The organism is Streptomyces sp. NPDC048290, assembly GCF_040652095.1.
Taxonomy (GTDB): Bacteria; Actinomycetota; Actinomycetes; order Streptomycetales; family Streptomycetaceae; genus Streptomyces.
Window position 1 is genome coordinate 89,650 of the sequence record NZ_JBEZLM010000031.1, and the last position, 15,467, is coordinate 105,116.

Sequence of the window (15,467 nt, forward strand, 5' to 3'; positions counted from 1 at the left end):
GATCTCATCCCCCCGTCCACCGGCCCCCGGACCGGCGGCGCCGCGTCCGCCGCCGCCGCCCGTCTCGCGGGGGAGGCCGACGCCCGCGCCGCCGCGCCGCTGCTGAACTGTCTGCTGCGGGAGGCGGCGGAGCGAGTGGAGGCGCCGGGGAGTGCGCCAGGCCGGGTGTCGGGGGAGACGCCGGGGAGCGTGCCAGGGCAGGCGCCGGGGGACCCGCGCCCCACCTACCGCCTGCTCGGCACCGGCCGCCTCCTGCGTGTCCGTGGCACCCGGCGCCCCGCCGACCCGGAGCTGCGCACGGCCGGAGGCCACTGGCAGCCGCTCACCCACACCGCCCTGGTCGAGGTCGTCGCCGAGGAGCTGACCCGGCACACCGGCCGGACCAACGCCGAGCTGCCCGGCGAGATGCGGGACAGCCGGGACGTGGTGGCGGCGCTGCTGGCCGCCCGTGCGGACACCGAGCCGCCCGCCGACCCGTACCTCCTCTCCGAGCAGTCCCTGCTCACCGGCCACCCCCACCACCCCGCGCCGAAGGCACGCGGCGGCGGTCCGGTCGCCGCCTGGCTGCCGTACGCGCCGGAGGCGTACGCCCGCTTCCCGCTCACCCTGCTCGGGCTGCGCGCCGACACGGTGGTGGAGGACGGCGACACGTCCGCGCTGGACGCGCTCGGCACCGCCCCGCCCGGATACCGGCTGCTGCCCGCCCACCCCTGGCAGCTCGCCCTGCTCGGCGACCGGCTCGCCGCCGCGTTCGCCGACGGTCGGCTGATCCGGCTCGGCGCGACCCCGGCCGACGTCTGGCCGACGGCGGCGATCCGCACGGTGTACGCGCCCGACGCGGACCTCTTCCTCAAGTTCAGCCTGGACGTCCGGATCACCAACGACATCCGCCGGCTGTGGCGCCACGACCTGCTGAGACTCCGCCGGACGGACACGGCGGCGACGGCCGCGTTCGCCGCGCAGGGCGCGCCCGGCGGCGGGGGCGGAGGCTGGCTCGGCGACCAGGGGTACCGGACGGCTGCCTTCGCCTTCGAGGAACTCGCGGTGCTCAGCCGCCAGGGGCTGCGCCCGCACCTGGCGCCGGGCACCACGCCGTATCTCGCCGCCGCGCTGACGGAGGGCTTCCCCGGCTCCCCGCTGGCCGCCGCGACCGACCCCGCGCGCTGGTGGGAGGCGTACCTCGCCGCGGTGGTGCCCCCGGTCCTGGCCGCCTTCGCGGACCGCGGTGTGGTGGTCGAGGCCCACCTCCAGAACGCCCTCGTCGTGTGCGCGGCGGACGGCACACCGGTGCGGGCGCTGTACCGGGACGCGGAGGGCGTGAAACTGGTCGAGGACGTGGGACGGGCCGCCGGATGGGAGCGGCTGGTGTACTGCCTGGTGGTGAACCACCTGGTGGAGATCGCCGCGGCCCTCGCCGAACAGCACCCCGCCCTGGACCCCTGGCCCGCCGCCCGCCGCGAGCTGTCCCGCCACGCCCTCCCGGAGATCCCCGCGCTGCTCACCGCGGAGACCCTGCCGGGCAAGACCAACCTGCTGCTGCGCTGGACGGACGCGGACGGCGCGGACGCGCGGTACCGGCCGCTGCCGAACCCGCTGCGGCCGGAAGCCGCCCTCACCGACCCCCGTATAACCTGATCAGGTGCTCAGAGAAGTCACCGCCACCCGCTACCTGGAGCCCTTGCGCTCCGGCGGCTCCGTCCCGGGAGTCATGGAGGCCGACGACCTCGGAACGTACGTCGTCAAATTCACCGGCTCCGCGCAGGGCCGCAAGGCGCTGGTCGCCGAGGTGATCGTCGGGGAGCTGGCGCGGGCGCTCGGGCTGCGGTTCCCGGAACTGGTGCTGGTGCGCTTCGACCCGGCCATCGCCGCCCATGAACCGCACACCGAGGTGCGGCGGCTGCATGAGGCCAGCGCGGGGATCAACCTCGGCATGGACTATCTGCCGGGCGCCCGGGACTTCAGCCCGGAGGTCGCCGAGGAGTTCCCCGTCGATCCCCTGGAGGCGGGGCGGATCGTCTGGCTGGACGCGCTCACCGTGAATGTGGACCGGACGATCCACAGCTCCAACCTGATGGTCTGGCCGACCCTGGGGACCGTGCCGCCCCGGCTGTGGCTGATCGACCATGGCGCGGCCCTGGTCTTCCACCACCGCTGGGAGGGCACCGACCCGGCCCGGCGCTACGACTTCCGCCACCACGCCCTCGGCCGCTACGCGCCGGACATGACGGCCGCCGACGCCGAGCTGGCGCCCCGGGTGACGGAGGAGCTGCTGCGCGGGATCGTCGGCGAGGTGCCCGACGACTGGCTGGCCGGTGAGGCGGGGTTCGGCACACCGGACGCGGTGCGCGCGGCGTACGTGGACTTTCTGCTGGCGCGGGCGCGGGTGTCGGCCGGGTGGCTGCCGACCGGGTTCCCGAGCCGCGCGGAGATCGCCGCGGAGGAGGCGCGCCGGGCGGCGAAGACCCGGCGGGGGCGCCCGGCGTGGCTGCGGGAGGTCCCCGATCTGCATGGCAAGCCAGCGGTGGAACAGGACGGGTCGGTGCATCTGGGATGAGCGTCGTTCAGATCGAGTACTGCACCCAGTGCCGGTGGCTGCCGCGCGCGGCCTGGCTGGCGCAGGAACTGCTCACCACCTTCGAGGCCGAGCTGACCGAGCTGGCGCTGAAGCCCGGCACCGGCGGGGTGTTCGTGGTGCGGGTGGACGGCGAGGTGGTGTGGGACCGCCGTGAGCAGGGGTTCCCCGAGCCCACGGCGGTCAAGCGGCTGGTCCGCGACCGGGTGGCCCCGGGACGCACCCTGGGCCACACGGACCGTACCGGCGAGAGCTGACGTCGGCTCAGCCCTTGAGCTGCTCGTACGCCGGGAGGGTCAGGAAGTCGGCGTAGTCGGCGTCCAGCGACACCGACAGCAGCAGGTCGTGCGCCTGCTGCCAGTGCCCGGCGGTGAACGCCTCCTCGCCGATCTCCGCGTGGATCTCCGCCAGGTCCTCCGCGGCGACCTTGCGGGCCAGCTCCGCGGTGACCCGCTCCCCGTTGTCGAGGATGACCCCGGCGTTGGTCCACTGCCAGATCTGGGAGCGGGAGATCTCGGCGGTGGCCGCGTCCTCCATCAGGTTGAAGATGGCGACCGCGCCGAGCCCGCGCAGCCATGCCTCGATGTACCGGATGCCCACCTGCACCGCGTTGACCAGCCCCGCGTACGTGGGCTTGGCCTCCAGGGAGTCGACGGCGATCAGGTCGGCGGCCCGGACGTCGACGTCCTCGCGCAGCCGGTCCTTCTGGTTCGGGCGGTCCCCGAGGACCTTGTCGAAGGACGCCAGCGCGATCGGCACCAGGTCGGGGTGGGCGACCCAGGAGCCGTCGAAGCCGTCCCCGGCCTCCCGGTCCTTGTCGGCCCTGACCTTCTCGAACGCCACCTTGTTGACCTCGGGGTCGCGCCGGGACGGGATGAACGCGGCCATGCCGCCGATCGCGTGCGCCCCGCGCTTGTGACAGGTGCGGACCAGGAGTTCGGTGTACGCCCGCATGAACGGGGCGGTCATCGTGACCGCGTTGCGGTCCGGGAGGACGAACTTCTCGCCGCCGTCACGGAAGTTCTTGATGATCGAGAAGAGGTAGTCCCACCGGCCGGCGTTCAGTCCGGAGGCGTGGTCGCGCAGCTCGTAGAGGATCTCGTCCATCTCGTAGGCGGCGGTGATGGTCTCGATGAGGACGGTGGCGCGGACCGTGCCCTGCGGGATGCCCACATAGTCCTGCGCGAAGACGAACACCTCGTTCCAGAGGCGCGCCTCCAGGTGGGACTCGGTCTTCGGGAGGTAGAAGTAGGGGCCCTTGCCGAGGTCGATGAGGCGCTGGGCGTTGTGGAAGAAGTACAGCCCGAAGTCGACCAGCGCGCCGGGCACGGGTGTGCCGTCCGCGTCGACGAGATGACGCTCGCTCAGATGCCAGCCCCGTGGGCGCATCACGACGGTGGCCAGCTCCTCGTCCGCCTTGAGCGCGTACGACTTGCCCGAGGCGGCGTCCGTGAAGTCGATGTTCCGGGTGTAGGCGTCGGCCAGGTTGAGCTGGCCGAGGATCACGTTCTCCCAGGTGGGCGCGGAGGCGTCCTCGAAGTCGGCGAGCCAGATCCGGGCGCCGGAGTTGAGGGCGTTGATGGTCATCTTGCGGTCGGTGGGGCCGGTGATCTCCACCCTGCGGTCGTTCAGCGCGGCCGGGGAGGGCGCCACCCGCCAGGAGTCGTCCGCGCGGATCGCGGCGGTCTCCGGCAGGAAGTCGAGGGTGGAGGTGCGGGCGATCTCGGCGCGGCGCTCCGCCCGGCGGGCGAGGAGTTCATCACGCCGGGGCGTGAACCGGCGGTGCAGCTCGGCCACGAAGGCGAGTGCCGCGTCGGTGAGGACCTCCTCCTGCCGGGGCAGGGGCTCGGCGTCGACGACGGCCAGCGAGGACGGCGCTGGTGCGGACATGTGCTGTCACTTCCTTCGGCGAGCTGCTTCGGCGAACCATGGTGCGATGCCGCCGCACACCACTGGCACCGCGTGCCAGCGCGTGCCAATGCGTGCAAAAAGGGCGACCGGCGTTCGGGGGGACACCCCGAGCGCTTCTGAACAGTGGATACTAGTTTCCTCATGGTGGAAGTTCAACGGTCTGTCGATATCGAGATTCACGGGTTCAAGCCAAGATGGCGCAGGGTGCCATCGCGTTCACTCAAGGTGGCGCAGGTCGGCCTCGGTGTCGATGTCGTCCGCACGGGCCACGTCCCCGCACTCCACCAGCGTGATCCCGTCCTCGTGCGCCCGCAGATACGCCCGCGCCCCCCGGTCCCCGCCCGCGCTCGCCGCGACCCCGGCCCAGTGCGCGGCCCCCAGCAGCACCGGATGCCCCCGTACGCCGTCGTAGGCGGCCGACGCGAGGGAGTCCTCGCCGGTGTACGCCGCCAGCACCCGCCCGGCCGCCGCCGCGCCGATGCCGGGCTGGTCCACCAGCGACACCAGGGCGGCGCGGGCCCCGGTCCCCGCCAGCGAGGCCAGCCCGACCCGCAGCGACGAGCCCATGCCCTCGGCCCAGTCCGGGTTCTCCACGACCGCGCACCCGTCCAACCGGGCCCGCTCCCGCACGGTGTCCGCGGCGGCCCCCAGCACCACATGCACCCGCGCGCATCCGGCCGTACGCAGCACCTCCACGGCGTGTTCCACCAGGGGTCGCCCCCGGTGCACCAGCAGCGCCTTGGGTCGCCCGCCGAGCCGCCGCCCGCCCCCGGCGGCCAGCAACAGCCCGGCGACCGGGGCGGCGGCGTCTTCCTGATCCGTCATGACTCCTGCTTACCCGACCCACTGGCCCGGCGGAGTCAACCCCGGGTTCCGCGGTGCGCCGGGGGCGCGCACGGCGGACTGAATTTAGGCCCGCGTGGTGGCGCGCGCCGCGCCGGGTGGCGTTTACTGACCCGCGTCCGCCGGTGCCGACCACCTGGGGCGGACGACAGGGCGGGAACACGAAGGGACCGCGCGCCGGAGGGTGCGCAGGGGGAGAACTGTGTTCAACAGCTTGGGCCACCGGCCCGCGACGGACAGTGGCGACGATCCGAGGATGGCGGAACTGTGCACGGCGGTCGCCCGCTTGCGCCGCGAATTAGCCGCCCACCCGGCGGACTTCCCGGACCGCCCCATCGCCGAGCACGAACTCGCGTCCCTCGCCGCCACCCTCACCGACGCCCTTCCAGACCCCCCACACCTACGCAACTCCCTCCTCCTCATCACCGCGTCGATCGGCTCGGTGAGCGCGTTGTCGAGGGGCTTGGACCAGATGAGAAGAGCGGTGGAGCGGTTCTAGCGATCGAGTGGGCCTGTTCTGGTAATTCGGGGGCGCGGCGAGGTGCCTTTCAGGGGCGCGGGGAACTGCGCGAGGAGCGACCACGACCCGCACCCGACAACGACTCTCAGGGGCGCGGGGAACTGCGCGAAAAGCGACCACGACCCGCACCCGCCAATACCCCCCGACCCCCCACCCCCCCCGTCGCGCCCCTCACGCCCCCGAACTGTCCAAGGCCTCCGACAACTCCACGGCAACCCCCTGAAGCACCGGCACGATCCGCTCGGTGACCACGTCAGTGACCCGCCCCGCAGGCCCGGAAATAGAGATCGCCGCCGCAGTCGGCGCCCCCGGCACCGACACCGCCACACACCGCACCCCGATCTCCTGCTCGTTGTCGTCCACGGCGTACCCCACCCGCCGCACCTCCTCCAGCGCCGCGAGAAACCCGTCCGCCGTGGTGATCGTCTTCTCCGTCGCCGCAGGCATCCCGGTCCGCGCCAGCAGCGCCCGTACCTCCTCCGGCGGGAACCCGGCGAGCAGCGCCTTGCCGACCCCCGTGGAGTGCGGCAGCACCCGCCGCCCCACCTCGGTGAACATCCGCATGGAGTGCTTGGACGGCACCTGCGCCACGTACACGATCTCGTCGCCGTCGAGCAGCGCCATGTTCGCCGTCTCGCCGGTCTCCTCGACCAGCCGGGCGAGGTAGGGGCGGGCCCACGTGCCGAGCAGCCGGGACGCCGACTCACCCAGTCGGATCAGCCGGGGCCCGAGCGCGTACCGCCGGTTGGGCTGCTGGCGTACATAGCCGCAGGCGACCAGCGTGCGCATCAGCCGGTGGATGGTGGGCAGCGGCAGCCCGCTGCTCGCGGAGAGTTCGCTGAGGCCGACCTCGCCGCCCGCGTCCGCCATCCGCTCCAGCAGGTCGAAGGCGCGCTCCAGGGACTGGACGCCGCCGCTGGGGGAGGATTTGGCGGAGTCGGTGGTGCTGGCGCTCGACGTCGGCACGGCGCGTTCCTTTCGGGGCGGGCGGAAAGGGCAGAAGCCTACCCGGCGGCCGGTGGGCCGCCCGTCGGCGCGGAACGGCGTTCGACCCGTGTTCTACCCTTCGGAAGCATAATTCCGCTTTGTGGAAACGTCCAGATGCCAGGGGTGGGTGCACCGTGGAGAAGTGTGCCTCTTGACGGGGCTCGGGCGGGAGTGAAGACTCCAGCAGCAGATTCAACAAAACGTTGAATGAGAGGGGTCCGTGTGTCCGACGCCGAACTGGTGCTGCGCTCCACACGGGTCGTCACGCCCGACGGGGAGCGCCCCGCGTCCGTCACGGTGACCGGCGGCACCATCACCGCCGTACTGCCCCATGGCCATCCGGTCGCCGCCGACCGGGTGGTGGATCTCGGTGGGGATGTGCTGCTGCCCGGTCTGGTGGACACCCATGTGCATGTGAACGATCCCGGACGCGCCGAGTGGGAGGGGTTCCGGACCGCCACCCGCGCGGCGGCGGCCGGTGGCATCACCACCCTGGTCGACATGCCCCTCAACTCCCTCCCGCCCACCACCACCGTCGCGCATCTGACGGTCAAACGCGCGACCGCCGCCGCCAAGGCGCACATCGACGTCGGCTTCTGGGGCGGCGCGCTGCCCGGCAACACGCCGGACCTGCGTCCGTTGCACGACGCCGGGGTGTTCGGCTTCAAGGCGTTCCTGTCGCCGTCGGGCGTGGACGAGTTCCCGCATCTGGACGCCGCCGGGCTCGACCGGTCCCTGACGGAGATCGCCGGGTTCGGGGGGCTGCTCATCGTGCACGCCGAGGACCCGCACCGGCTGGCCGGAGCCCCGCAGCACGGCGGCCCCCGCTACGCCGACTTCCTGGCCAGCCGCCCGCGCGCCGCCGAGGACACCGCCGTCGCCACGCTGCTCACCGCCGCCCGGCGGCTGGACGCCCGGGTGCACATCCTCCATCTCTCCTCCTCCGACGCGCTGCCGCTGATCGCCCGCGCCCGCGCGGACGGCGTACGCGTCACGGTCGAGACCTGTCCGCACTATCTGACCCTGACGGCCGAGGAAGTGCCGGACGGGGCCAGTGAGTTCAAGTGCTGCCCGCCCATCCGGGAGGCCGCCAACCAGGACCTGCTGTGGGCGGCGCTCGCCGACGGCACCATCGACTGCGTGGTCACCGACCACTCCCCGTCCACCGCCGACCTCAAGACCGCCGACTTCGCCACCGCGTGGGGCGGCATCTCCGGACTCCAGCTGTCCCTGCCCGCGGTCTGGACGGCCGCCCGCGCCCGGGGCCACGGCCTCACCGACGTGGCCCGCTGGATGTCCGCGCGCACCGCCGCCCTGGTCGGCCTGGACGACCGCAAGGGCGCCATCGCCCCCGGCCGGGACGCCGACTTCGCGGTCCTCGCCCCCGACGAGACGTTCACCGTGGACCCGGCGGCCCTCCAGCACCGCAACCGGGTCACGGCGTACGCGGGCCGCACCCTGTCCGGCACCGTGAAGTCCACCTGGCTGCGCGGCGAACGGATCTACGCGGACGGCCAGTTCACCCCACCGAGGGGACGCCTCCTGACTCGTTGAGCCCCCACGCCCTCTGTCGCTCGCAGCTCCCCCCGAAAGGAAGTAGAGATCCCGTGACGGCGATTCCGAGTTTCACCGGCGACGCGCAGCCCTACGGAGGCGGTGACCCGTACGCGGACTACCGCACCGCGGACTTCCCCTTCACCCGGTACGCCGACCTCGCCGACCGCCGCCTCGGCGCCGGAGTCGTCGCCGCCAACGACGAGTTCTTCGCCCAGCGGGAGAACCTGCTCCAGCCCGGCCCGGCGGTGTTCGACCCCGAGCACTTCGGCCACAAGGGCAAGGTCATGGACGGCTGGGAGACCCGGCGCCGCCGAGGAGTCTGCGCCGAGCACCCCTGGCCCGCCGCCGAGGACCACGACTGGGCGCTGATCAGGCTCGGCGCCCCCGGCGTCGTCCGGGGGATCGTGGTCGACACCGCCCACTTCCGCGGCAACTACCCCCAGTCGGTGTCCATCGAGGCCACGGCGGTGGAGGGCGCGCCCGGCCCGGAGGACCTGCTCGCCGACGGTGTCACCTGGACCACCCTGGTGCCGCGCACCCCGGTCGGCGGCCACGCGGCGAACGGCTTCGCCGTGACCGAGGAGCGGCGCTTCACCCATCTGCGGGTCAACCAGCACCCCGACGGGGGCATAGCGCGGCTGCGGGTGCACGGGGAGGTGGCCCCGGACCCCGAGTGGCTGGCGGCCCTGTCCGTCCTCGACGTGGTGGCGCTGGACAACGGCGGCAGCGTCGAGGACGCCTCCGACCTCTTCTACTCACCGGCCACGCACACCATCCAGCCCGGCCGCTCCCGCACAATGGACGACGGCTGGGAGACCCGCCGCCGCCGCGACCAGGGCCATGACTGGATCACCTACCGGCTGACCGCCGAGGCCGAGATCCGCGCCGTCGAGATCGACACCGCCTACCTCAAGGGCAACAGCGCGGGCTGGGCGTCGGTCTCCGTACGCCAGGGTGAGCGGGAGGAGTGGCACGAGATCCTCCCGCGCACCCGACTCCAGCCCGACACCGCCCACCGCTTCCCCCTGCCGTCCCCGTCCCCGGCGGCCACGCACGCCCGGATCGACATCTACCCGGACGGCGGCATCTCCCGGCTGCGCCTGCACGGCACCCTGACCGACCAGGGCCTGACCGGGCTGCGGGCCCGCCACCGGGAGCTGGGGGGCTGACCCGTACGGCCACGGGACGCGGTCGCCGTCGCCGTGGTCCGGGGTTTGAATGGAAGACGCCCCGGTCCGTACGTGGCGCGGCGAGTGGTCGGGCAAGCGGTCGGTCGGGCGTATCACCCGCGGCGCGGAGAGAGGCGGTGCCCATGTCCTCCAAACTCGTGCTCACCGCGTTCGTCAGCCTCGACGGTGTCCACCAGGGCCCCGGCTCGCCCTACGAGGACACCCGGGACGACTTCACCCAGGGCGGCTGGACCGTCCCCTACGCCGACGACGACTTCAGTGTCTTCATCGCCGGTGTCTTCAGCCGGGTCGGCGCGTTCCTGCTGGGGCGCCGGACGTACGACATCTTCGCCGACTACTGGCCCCGGGTGACCGACCCGGACAACCCGGTCGCCGCGCCGCTGAACGCGCTGCCGAAGTATGTCGTCTCCAGCACCCTCACCGACCCGTCCTGGGCGCACACCACGGTGCTCGGGCCCGATCTCCCCGGGGAGGTGCGGGCGGTGCTGGACCGGACCGACGGCGAGGTGCAGGTGCACGGCAGCGCGACGCTCGCGCGCTCGCTGTTCGCGGAGGACCTGGTGGACACGCTCCACCTGGTGACCGTGCCGGTGCTGCTCGGCGCCGGGCGACGGCTGTTCGGGGAGGGCGGGCTGCCCACCGCGTTCCGGCACGCGGGCGGCCGGATCACCTCCAAGGGCGTGTCCATCCAGTCCTACGAGCGCACCGGGCGGCCCCTGTACGGGGAGTTCACGCTGCCGGAGGGGGCGTAGGGCGGGGCGGGTCGCCTTCGTCGGCTTCCTCGACGCGGGGGCGGTCCCCTTCGTCGACGCGGGGGCGGTCCCGCGTGTTAACACGGTGAGAACTCATGGCACGGCACGGGAAATTCTCTCGACTTGTCATTGACATGCCACCTTCTACGCGCGTCATCATGGGGCCATGAGATTCCCCCCACGAACCACTCGTCTCGGCGCCGCGGCGGCCCTGCTCTCCGCGCTCCTCGTCGGCGGCGCGATGTCCGCCCCGACCGCCACCGCGGCGCCCACCGCGTACGGCAGCATCTGTTACAGCGATCTGCCGTCGCAGGCGTACACCACGCTCAACCTGATCTCCCGGGGCGGGCCCTTCCCCTATCCGCAGGACGGCGGGGTCTTCCAGAACCGGGAGCGCCTGCTGCCCATCAAGGCCACCGGCTACTACCACGAGTACACGGTGAAGACGCCCGGCTCCTCCACGCGGGGCGCCCGGCGCATCGTCACCGGTGAGCGCACCGACGAGGACTACTACACCGCCAACCACTACGCGTCGTTCGATCTGGTCGACTACGACTGCTGATCGGTCAGCACCGCCGACCGGCTCGGACCGCCGTCCGCCGACCGCCCCCGTCCCCCGCCCCCGCTCCGCGGCTCCCCCCACGGAATCCGCCGCGGAGCGGGGGCTCCGCGCGTGCGCCCGGTCCAGGGCCTTACGGCTCTCCGTCGCCGCGCGTGCGCCCGGTCAGGGGCCCTTGCGGCTCTCCGCCGCCGCGAACAGGGCGAACGCCAGGACGATCAGCACCACACTCGCGAAGATCTGATGATCGCCGAGGAACCGGTGCACCAGCCCCCCACCCCAGCCGGTGAACCGCTGCACCAGCCCCAGCACGCCCTGCACCAGGGCCAGGAACCCGAGAATCTCCAGCAACCGCTTCATGCCCCGACCTTCCCCGGGCGGGCACCCGGCGCGCATCGGCCGCCGGGCTCGGACCGGGCAGACGGAAGTCTGGCGTCCGCCGCCCGCACCCCGCCGAAAGTCTCGGGTGCCGCGACTTTGGTCGGAGATCAGCCGCTCGATGCGGTACCCCGCCGGGGGACTGCGTAGATTTGTCGACCGTGAAGGGTCAGGTCCAGGAAGCGGCACAGCCGCCGTCCGCGTACTCGTTCAAGGGACGCCGATGGCTGCTCCCGTCCGCCGTGGTGCACGAGCTGGACCCCGACGCGCCCCGCTCGGCCCGTTCCGGGCGCCCGCGCCGGACCGCGCGGGACTGGGCCGTGGACTTCGCCCTGTTCCTCATGGCCGCCGGGATCGGGCTGATGGACGCCGACTCCATGAGCAGCTACGGCCTGTCGCCCGCGCTGGCCGCGCTGGACCAACTGCTGGGCGCCCTGGCCTGCGCCGCCATCTGGCTGCGCCGCCGCTGGCCGGTCGGGCTGGCGATCGGGCTGCTGGCGGTCGGCTTCGTCTCCAGCTCCTCGGGCGGCGCGTTCATCGTCGCCCTGTTCACCGTCGCCGTCCACCGGCCCTTCCGGTACGTGGCCTGGATCGGCGGCATCGCCATGCTCCAGGTCCCGCTGTTCTACTGGCTGCGCCCCGACCCCGACCTGTCCTACGGCGTCGTCATCGGCTTCACCAACCTGCTGCTGCTCGGTGTCATCGGCTGGGGCCGCCTGGCCCGCTCCAAGCGGGAGCTGATGCTGAGCCTGCGCGACCGCGCCCGGCACGCCGAGAGCGAGGCCCAACTGCGCGCCGACCGCGCCCAGCGGCTCGCCCGCGAGGCCATCGCCCGGGAGATGCACGACGTCCTGGCGCACCGGCTCACCCTGCTCAGCGTGCACGCGGGCGCGCTGGAGTTCCGGCCCGACGCGCCCCGCGCGGAGGTCGCCCGCGCCGCCGGGGTGATCCGGGAGAGTTCCCATGAGGCGCTCCAGGACCTCCGGGAGATCATCGGTGTCCTGCGCGCCGCCGAGGGCGACGAGTCCGGCCGCCCGCAGCCCACCCTGGCCGCGCTGGACGCCCTGGTCGCCGAGTCCCGCGAGGCCGGTGCGAAGGTCCATCTCGACCTGCGGGTCACCGACCCCGGCACGGTCCCCGCCTCGGTCGGCCGCACCGCCTACCGCATCGTCCAGGAGGGCCTGACCAACGCCCGCAAGCACGCCCCCGGTACCGAGGTCTCTGTGACCGTCACCGGCGCCCCCGGCGACGGCCTCGACGTCCGGGTGCACAACCCCGCCCCCGAGGGCGAGGTCGTCCCCGTGCCCGGCTCCGGACAGGGGCTCATCGGTCTCACCGAACGCGCCACCCTGGCCGGCGGACGGCTCCACCACGGGCCCGGTCCGGACGCCGGGTTCGAGATCCGGGCCTGGCTGCCGTGGCCCCCGGCGGCCACGGCACGGGGCGGCGACGACGGACCCTGACTCTGGGTGGCCCCCGCCCGTGCCCCCTGTTCCCGCTCCGCCGACCGTGATGACGTGAGGGCCATGACTGCGACCCCGATCCGACTGATCCTCGTCGACGACGACCCCCTGGTGCGCGCGGGACTCTCCTTCATGCTGGGCGGCGCCGAGGACATCGAGATCGTCGGTGAGGCGGCCGACGGCGCGGAGGTCGAGGCGCTGGTGGAGCGGGCGCGGCCGGACGTCGTACTGATGGACATCCGGATGCCGGACGTCGACGGGCTCACCGCCACCGCCCGGCTGCGGGACCGCGAGAGCGCCCCCCAGGTCGTGGTGCTGACCACCTTCCACGCCGGCGAACAGGTGCTGCGCGCGCTGCGCGCGGGCGCCGCCGGTTTCGTGCTCAAGGACACCCCGCCCGCCGACATCCTGAACGCCGTGCGCCGGGTCGCGGCCGGTGACCCGGTGCTCTCCCCGACGGTGACCCGGCAGCTGATGGAGCACGCGGCGGGCGCCCCCGGCGGTGACCGCGCGGGCCGCGCCCGGACCAGGCTCGCCGCCCTCAACGACCGGGAGCGCGAGGTCGCCGTGGCCGTCGGCCGGGGGCTGTCCAACGCGGAGATCGCGGGCGAGCTGTACATGAGCGTGGCCACCGTCAAGACCCATGTCTCCCGGGTGCTGGCCAAGCTCGGCCTCAACAACCGCGTCCAGATCGCGCTGCTCGCCCATGACGCCGGACTGCTGGAGTAGCCGGACGCTCTGGACCAGAGCGGCTCACACCGGCTCGTGGCCGCCCAGGATCTCCCCGATCCGCACCGGCCGGTGCTCCCGCCGGGAACGGTCGCACGCCTCCGCGATCCGCAGCGCCTGCATCGCCTCCCGGCCGTCGCACGGGTTGGCGCGCTCGCCCCGGACCACCTCCACGAACGCGGCGAGTTCGGCCTCGTAGGCCGGTCCGAAGCGCTCCAGGAAACCGGTCCACGGCTTGCTGGCGGGCGGCGGCCCGGTCGGTTCGGTGGACGCGATGGGCGTGCGGTCGTCCAGGCCGACGGCGATCTGGTCCCGCTCCCCGGCCAGCTCCATCCGGACGTCGTATCCGGCGCCGTTCAGCCGGGTCGCGGTCGCCGTGGCGAGCGTGCCGTCGTCCAGGGTCAGCACCACCGCGGCGGTGTCCAGGTCGCCCAGCTCGCGGAAGACCCCGCCCGCGTGGTCCGACCCGGCGGCGTAGACGTCCACCACCTCACGGCCGGTCACCCAGCGCAGCGCGTCGAAGTCATGGATCAGGGTGTCCCGGTAGAGCCCGCCGGAGACGGCGAGATACGCGGCCGGCGGGGGAGCGGGGTCGGAGGTCAGGGCCCGTACGGTGTGCAGCCGGCCCAGCCGCCCGGACCGCACCGCCTCCCGGGCGCCCGCGTACCCGGTGTCGAAGCGGCGCTGGAACCCCATCTGGAGGACCGTTCCGGCGGTCTCGACCTCGGTGATCGCGGCCAGTGTGCCCGGCACGTCCAGGGCGATCGGTTTCTCGCAGAACACCGGCAGCCCGGAGCGGGCGGCCCGGCCGATCAGCTCGGCGTGCGCCGAGGTGGCGGTGGTGATCACCACCGCGTCCACGCCCCAGCGGAAGATCTCGTCGATGCCGGGCGCCGCCGTCTCGCCCAGCCGGTGCGCCAGCTCCTGCGCGCGGGCGGGGTCGGCGTCCGTGAGGATCAGTGAACCGACCTCGCGGTGACGGCTCAGCGTGTTCGCATGGATCGTGCCGATGCGGCCCGTACCGATGACCCCGATGCGCATGGAATCAAAGTGAGGCCCCCCGGCCCCGCTGTCAATCCGTATGTCCGGACAATCTGACTACACAACTTCCCGTCAACCCGTCACGCGGCTACGCTCGGGCCGTGCCGAAACCTGATGTGGACCCGACCGTGCGCCTCGACCTGAGCGTCGACCGCAGCTCCCCGGTGCCGTTGTACTTCCAGCTCGCCCAGCAGCTGGAGGCCGCCATCGAGCAGGGCACGCTCACCCCGGGCAGCCTGCTGGGCAACGAGATCGAGCTGGCCGGACGGCTCGGCCTGTCCCGGCCCACGGTCCGCCAGGCCATCCAGTCCCTGGTCGACAAGGGACTGCTGGTGCGCCGCCGGGGCGTCGGCACCCAGGTGGTGCACAGCCAGGTCAAACGCCCGCTGGAGCTGAGCAGCCTCTACGACGACCTGGAGGCGGCCGGACAGCGCCCCGCCACCACGGTGCTGGTCAACACCGTCGTCCCGGCCGGTGCCGAGATCGCGGCGGCGCTCGGCGTCCCCGAGGGCGCGGACGTCCACCGGGTGGAACGGCTGCGGCTCGCGCACGGGGAGCCGATGGCGTATCTGTGCAACTTCCTGCCGACCGGGCTGCTGGAGCTGGAGACCGGGCAACTGGAGGCCACCGGCCTGTACCGGCTGATGCGGGCCGCCGGGATCACCCTGCACAGCGCCCGCCAGTCCATCGGCGCCCGCGCCGCCACCGCCGACGAGGCCGAACGCCTCGGCGAACCGGTCGGCGCCCCCCTGCTCACCATGCAGCGCACCACGTACGACGACACCGGCCGCGCGGTCGAGTACGGCAGCCACACCTACCGCCCCGCCCGCTACTCCTTCGAGTTCCAGCTCCTCGTACGGCCGTAGGGGGTGTCTGACGGATCTCCGTGGCGTCGCGACGCCCGGCACGCACTCTCGCCGCACCGGACAAAAGCCCTAGTAGCTCCGCTACGAGGGCTTCCGCCC

16 protein-coding genes are annotated in these 15,467 nt (G+C 73.2%); 11 read left to right on the forward strand and 5 right to left on the reverse strand.

Features of this window, described 5'->3' with window-relative positions; translation table 11 throughout:
- Nucleotides 1-6 precede the first annotated feature (6 nt).
- Genes AB0D49_RS36640 through AB0D49_RS36650 form a run of 3 tightly spaced genes read left to right on the forward strand, consistent with a single transcriptional unit; the run spans nt 7 to nt 2,829 of the window.
- On the forward strand, nt 7-1,635 hold the full coding sequence (locus AB0D49_RS36640) for an IucA/IucC family protein (protein WP_362766812.1): 1,629 nt from the start codon (nt 7-9) through the stop codon (nt 1,633-1,635).
- Nucleotides 1,636-1,639: 4 nt separating this feature from the next.
- A complete protein-coding gene (locus tag AB0D49_RS36645; RefSeq protein ID WP_362766758.1) occupies nt 1,640-2,554 on the forward strand; it encodes a HipA family kinase in 915 nt (304 codons plus the stop codon).
- Nucleotides 2,551-2,829: a SelT/SelW/SelH family protein gene (locus AB0D49_RS36650; RefSeq protein WP_362766761.1), complete on the forward strand. Its 279-nt coding sequence runs from the start codon at nt 2,551-2,553 to the stop codon at nt 2,827-2,829. Before AB0D49_RS36645 ends, AB0D49_RS36650 begins: the two co-directional genes overlap by 4 nt.
- Before the next feature lie 7 nt (nt 2,830-2,836).
- On the opposite strand, the gene aceB is transcribed toward AB0D49_RS36650, so the two are convergent.
- A complete protein-coding gene (gene aceB / locus AB0D49_RS36655; RefSeq protein WP_362766764.1) occupies nt 2,837-4,462 on the reverse strand; it encodes a malate synthase A in 1,626 nt (541 codons plus the stop codon).
- A 237-nt stretch (nt 4,463-4,699) separates the two neighbouring features.
- On the reverse strand, nt 4,700-5,308 hold the full coding sequence (locus AB0D49_RS36660) for a nucleotidyltransferase family protein (protein WP_362766768.1): 609 nt from the start codon (nt 5,306-5,308) through the stop codon (nt 4,700-4,702).
- Nucleotides 5,309-5,528: 220 nt separating this feature from the next.
- Between AB0D49_RS36660 and AB0D49_RS36665 the strand changes: the two genes are divergently transcribed.
- A complete protein-coding gene (locus AB0D49_RS36665; protein WP_362766771.1) occupies nt 5,529-5,825 on the forward strand; it encodes a DUF5955 family protein in 297 nt (98 codons plus the stop codon).
- Nucleotides 5,826-6,017: 192 nt separating this feature from the next.
- Here AB0D49_RS36665 and AB0D49_RS36670 read toward each other — a convergent pair whose 3' ends face one another.
- Nucleotides 6,018-6,812, reverse strand: coding sequence for an IclR family transcriptional regulator (locus tag AB0D49_RS36670; protein WP_362766774.1), 795 nt, complete (start codon nt 6,810-6,812; stop codon nt 6,018-6,020).
- A 243-nt stretch (nt 6,813-7,055) separates the two neighbouring features.
- Between AB0D49_RS36670 and allB the strand changes: the two genes are divergently transcribed.
- The 4 genes from allB (at nt 7,056) to AB0D49_RS36690 (ending at nt 10,894) form a co-directional block, all read left to right on the forward strand.
- Nucleotides 7,056-8,387, forward strand: a complete 1,332-nt coding sequence (gene allB, locus AB0D49_RS36675; protein WP_362766776.1) for an allantoinase AllB — start codon at nt 7,056-7,058, stop codon at nt 8,385-8,387.
- Between the two features lie 53 nt (nt 8,388-8,440).
- Nucleotides 8,441-9,559 (forward strand): allantoicase, encoded by a 1,119-nt coding sequence (gene alc, locus AB0D49_RS36680; protein WP_362766779.1) that lies wholly within the window; start codon nt 8,441-8,443, stop codon nt 9,557-9,559.
- 143 nt (nt 9,560-9,702) lie between these two features.
- The gene (locus AB0D49_RS36685; RefSeq protein WP_362766782.1) at nt 9,703-10,332 is read left to right on the forward strand and encodes a dihydrofolate reductase family protein; all 630 of its coding nucleotides are present in this window, start codon (nt 9,703-9,705) and stop codon (nt 10,330-10,332) included.
- A 166-nt stretch (nt 10,333-10,498) separates the two neighbouring features.
- Nucleotides 10,499-10,894, forward strand: a complete 396-nt coding sequence (locus AB0D49_RS36690; protein ID WP_362766784.1) for a ribonuclease domain-containing protein — start codon at nt 10,499-10,501, stop codon at nt 10,892-10,894.
- A 162-nt stretch (nt 10,895-11,056) separates the two neighbouring features.
- On the opposite strand, the gene AB0D49_RS36695 is transcribed toward AB0D49_RS36690, so the two are convergent.
- A complete protein-coding gene (locus AB0D49_RS36695) occupies nt 11,057-11,251 on the reverse strand; it encodes a hypothetical protein (protein WP_362766787.1) in 195 nt (64 codons plus the stop codon).
- Between the two features lie 179 nt (nt 11,252-11,430).
- On the opposite strand from AB0D49_RS36695, the gene AB0D49_RS36700 reads away from it, so the two are divergent.
- Together AB0D49_RS36700 and AB0D49_RS36705 are read left to right on the forward strand one after the other, a co-directional pair.
- The gene (locus AB0D49_RS36700) at nt 11,431-12,732 is read left to right on the forward strand and encodes a histidine kinase (protein ID WP_362766789.1); all 1,302 of its coding nucleotides are present in this window, start codon (nt 11,431-11,433) and stop codon (nt 12,730-12,732) included.
- Nucleotides 12,733-12,795: 63 nt separating this feature from the next.
- Nucleotides 12,796-13,461 (forward strand): response regulator transcription factor, encoded by a 666-nt coding sequence (locus AB0D49_RS36705; protein ID WP_362766792.1) that lies wholly within the window; start codon nt 12,796-12,798, stop codon nt 13,459-13,461.
- A 24-nt stretch (nt 13,462-13,485) separates the two neighbouring features.
- On the opposite strand, the gene AB0D49_RS36710 is transcribed toward AB0D49_RS36705, so the two are convergent.
- The gene (locus AB0D49_RS36710) at nt 13,486-14,502 is read right to left on the reverse strand and encodes a Gfo/Idh/MocA family oxidoreductase (protein WP_362766795.1); all 1,017 of its coding nucleotides are present in this window, start codon (nt 14,500-14,502) and stop codon (nt 13,486-13,488) included.
- 128 nt (nt 14,503-14,630) lie between these two features.
- Between AB0D49_RS36710 and AB0D49_RS36715 the strand changes: the two genes are divergently transcribed.
- Nucleotides 14,631-15,368, forward strand: coding sequence for a GntR family transcriptional regulator (locus AB0D49_RS36715; protein WP_362766815.1), 738 nt, complete (start codon nt 14,631-14,633; stop codon nt 15,366-15,368).
- The last annotated feature ends 99 nt before the right edge of the window (nt 15,369-15,467 follow it).

What these genes read in the sequence shown, in the direction of transcription:
- AB0D49_RS36650 (WP_362766761.1), top strand. Translation starts at nt 2,551, where the DNA reads ATGAGCGTCGTTCAGATCGAGTACTGCACCCAGTGCCGGTGGCTGCCG.
- aceB (WP_362766764.1), bottom strand. Translation starts at nt 4,462, where the DNA reads ATGTCCGCACCAGCGCCGTCCTCGCTGGCCGTCGTCGACGCCGAGCCC.
- AB0D49_RS36660 (WP_362766768.1), bottom strand. Translation starts at nt 5,308, where the DNA reads ATGACGGATCAGGAAGACGCCGCCGCCCCGGTCGCCGGGCTGTTGCTG.
- AB0D49_RS36685 (WP_362766782.1), top strand. Translation starts at nt 9,703, where the DNA reads ATGTCCTCCAAACTCGTGCTCACCGCGTTCGTCAGCCTCGACGGTGTC.
- AB0D49_RS36690 (WP_362766784.1), top strand. Translation starts at nt 10,499, where the DNA reads ATGAGATTCCCCCCACGAACCACTCGTCTCGGCGCCGCGGCGGCCCTG.
- AB0D49_RS36695 (WP_362766787.1), bottom strand. Translation starts at nt 11,251, where the DNA reads ATGAAGCGGTTGCTGGAGATTCTCGGGTTCCTGGCCCTGGTGCAGGGC.
- AB0D49_RS36705 (WP_362766792.1), top strand. Translation starts at nt 12,796, where the DNA reads ATGACTGCGACCCCGATCCGACTGATCCTCGTCGACGACGACCCCCTG.
- AB0D49_RS36710 (WP_362766795.1), bottom strand. Translation starts at nt 14,502, where the DNA reads ATGCGCATCGGGGTCATCGGTACGGGCCGCATCGGCACGATCCATGCG.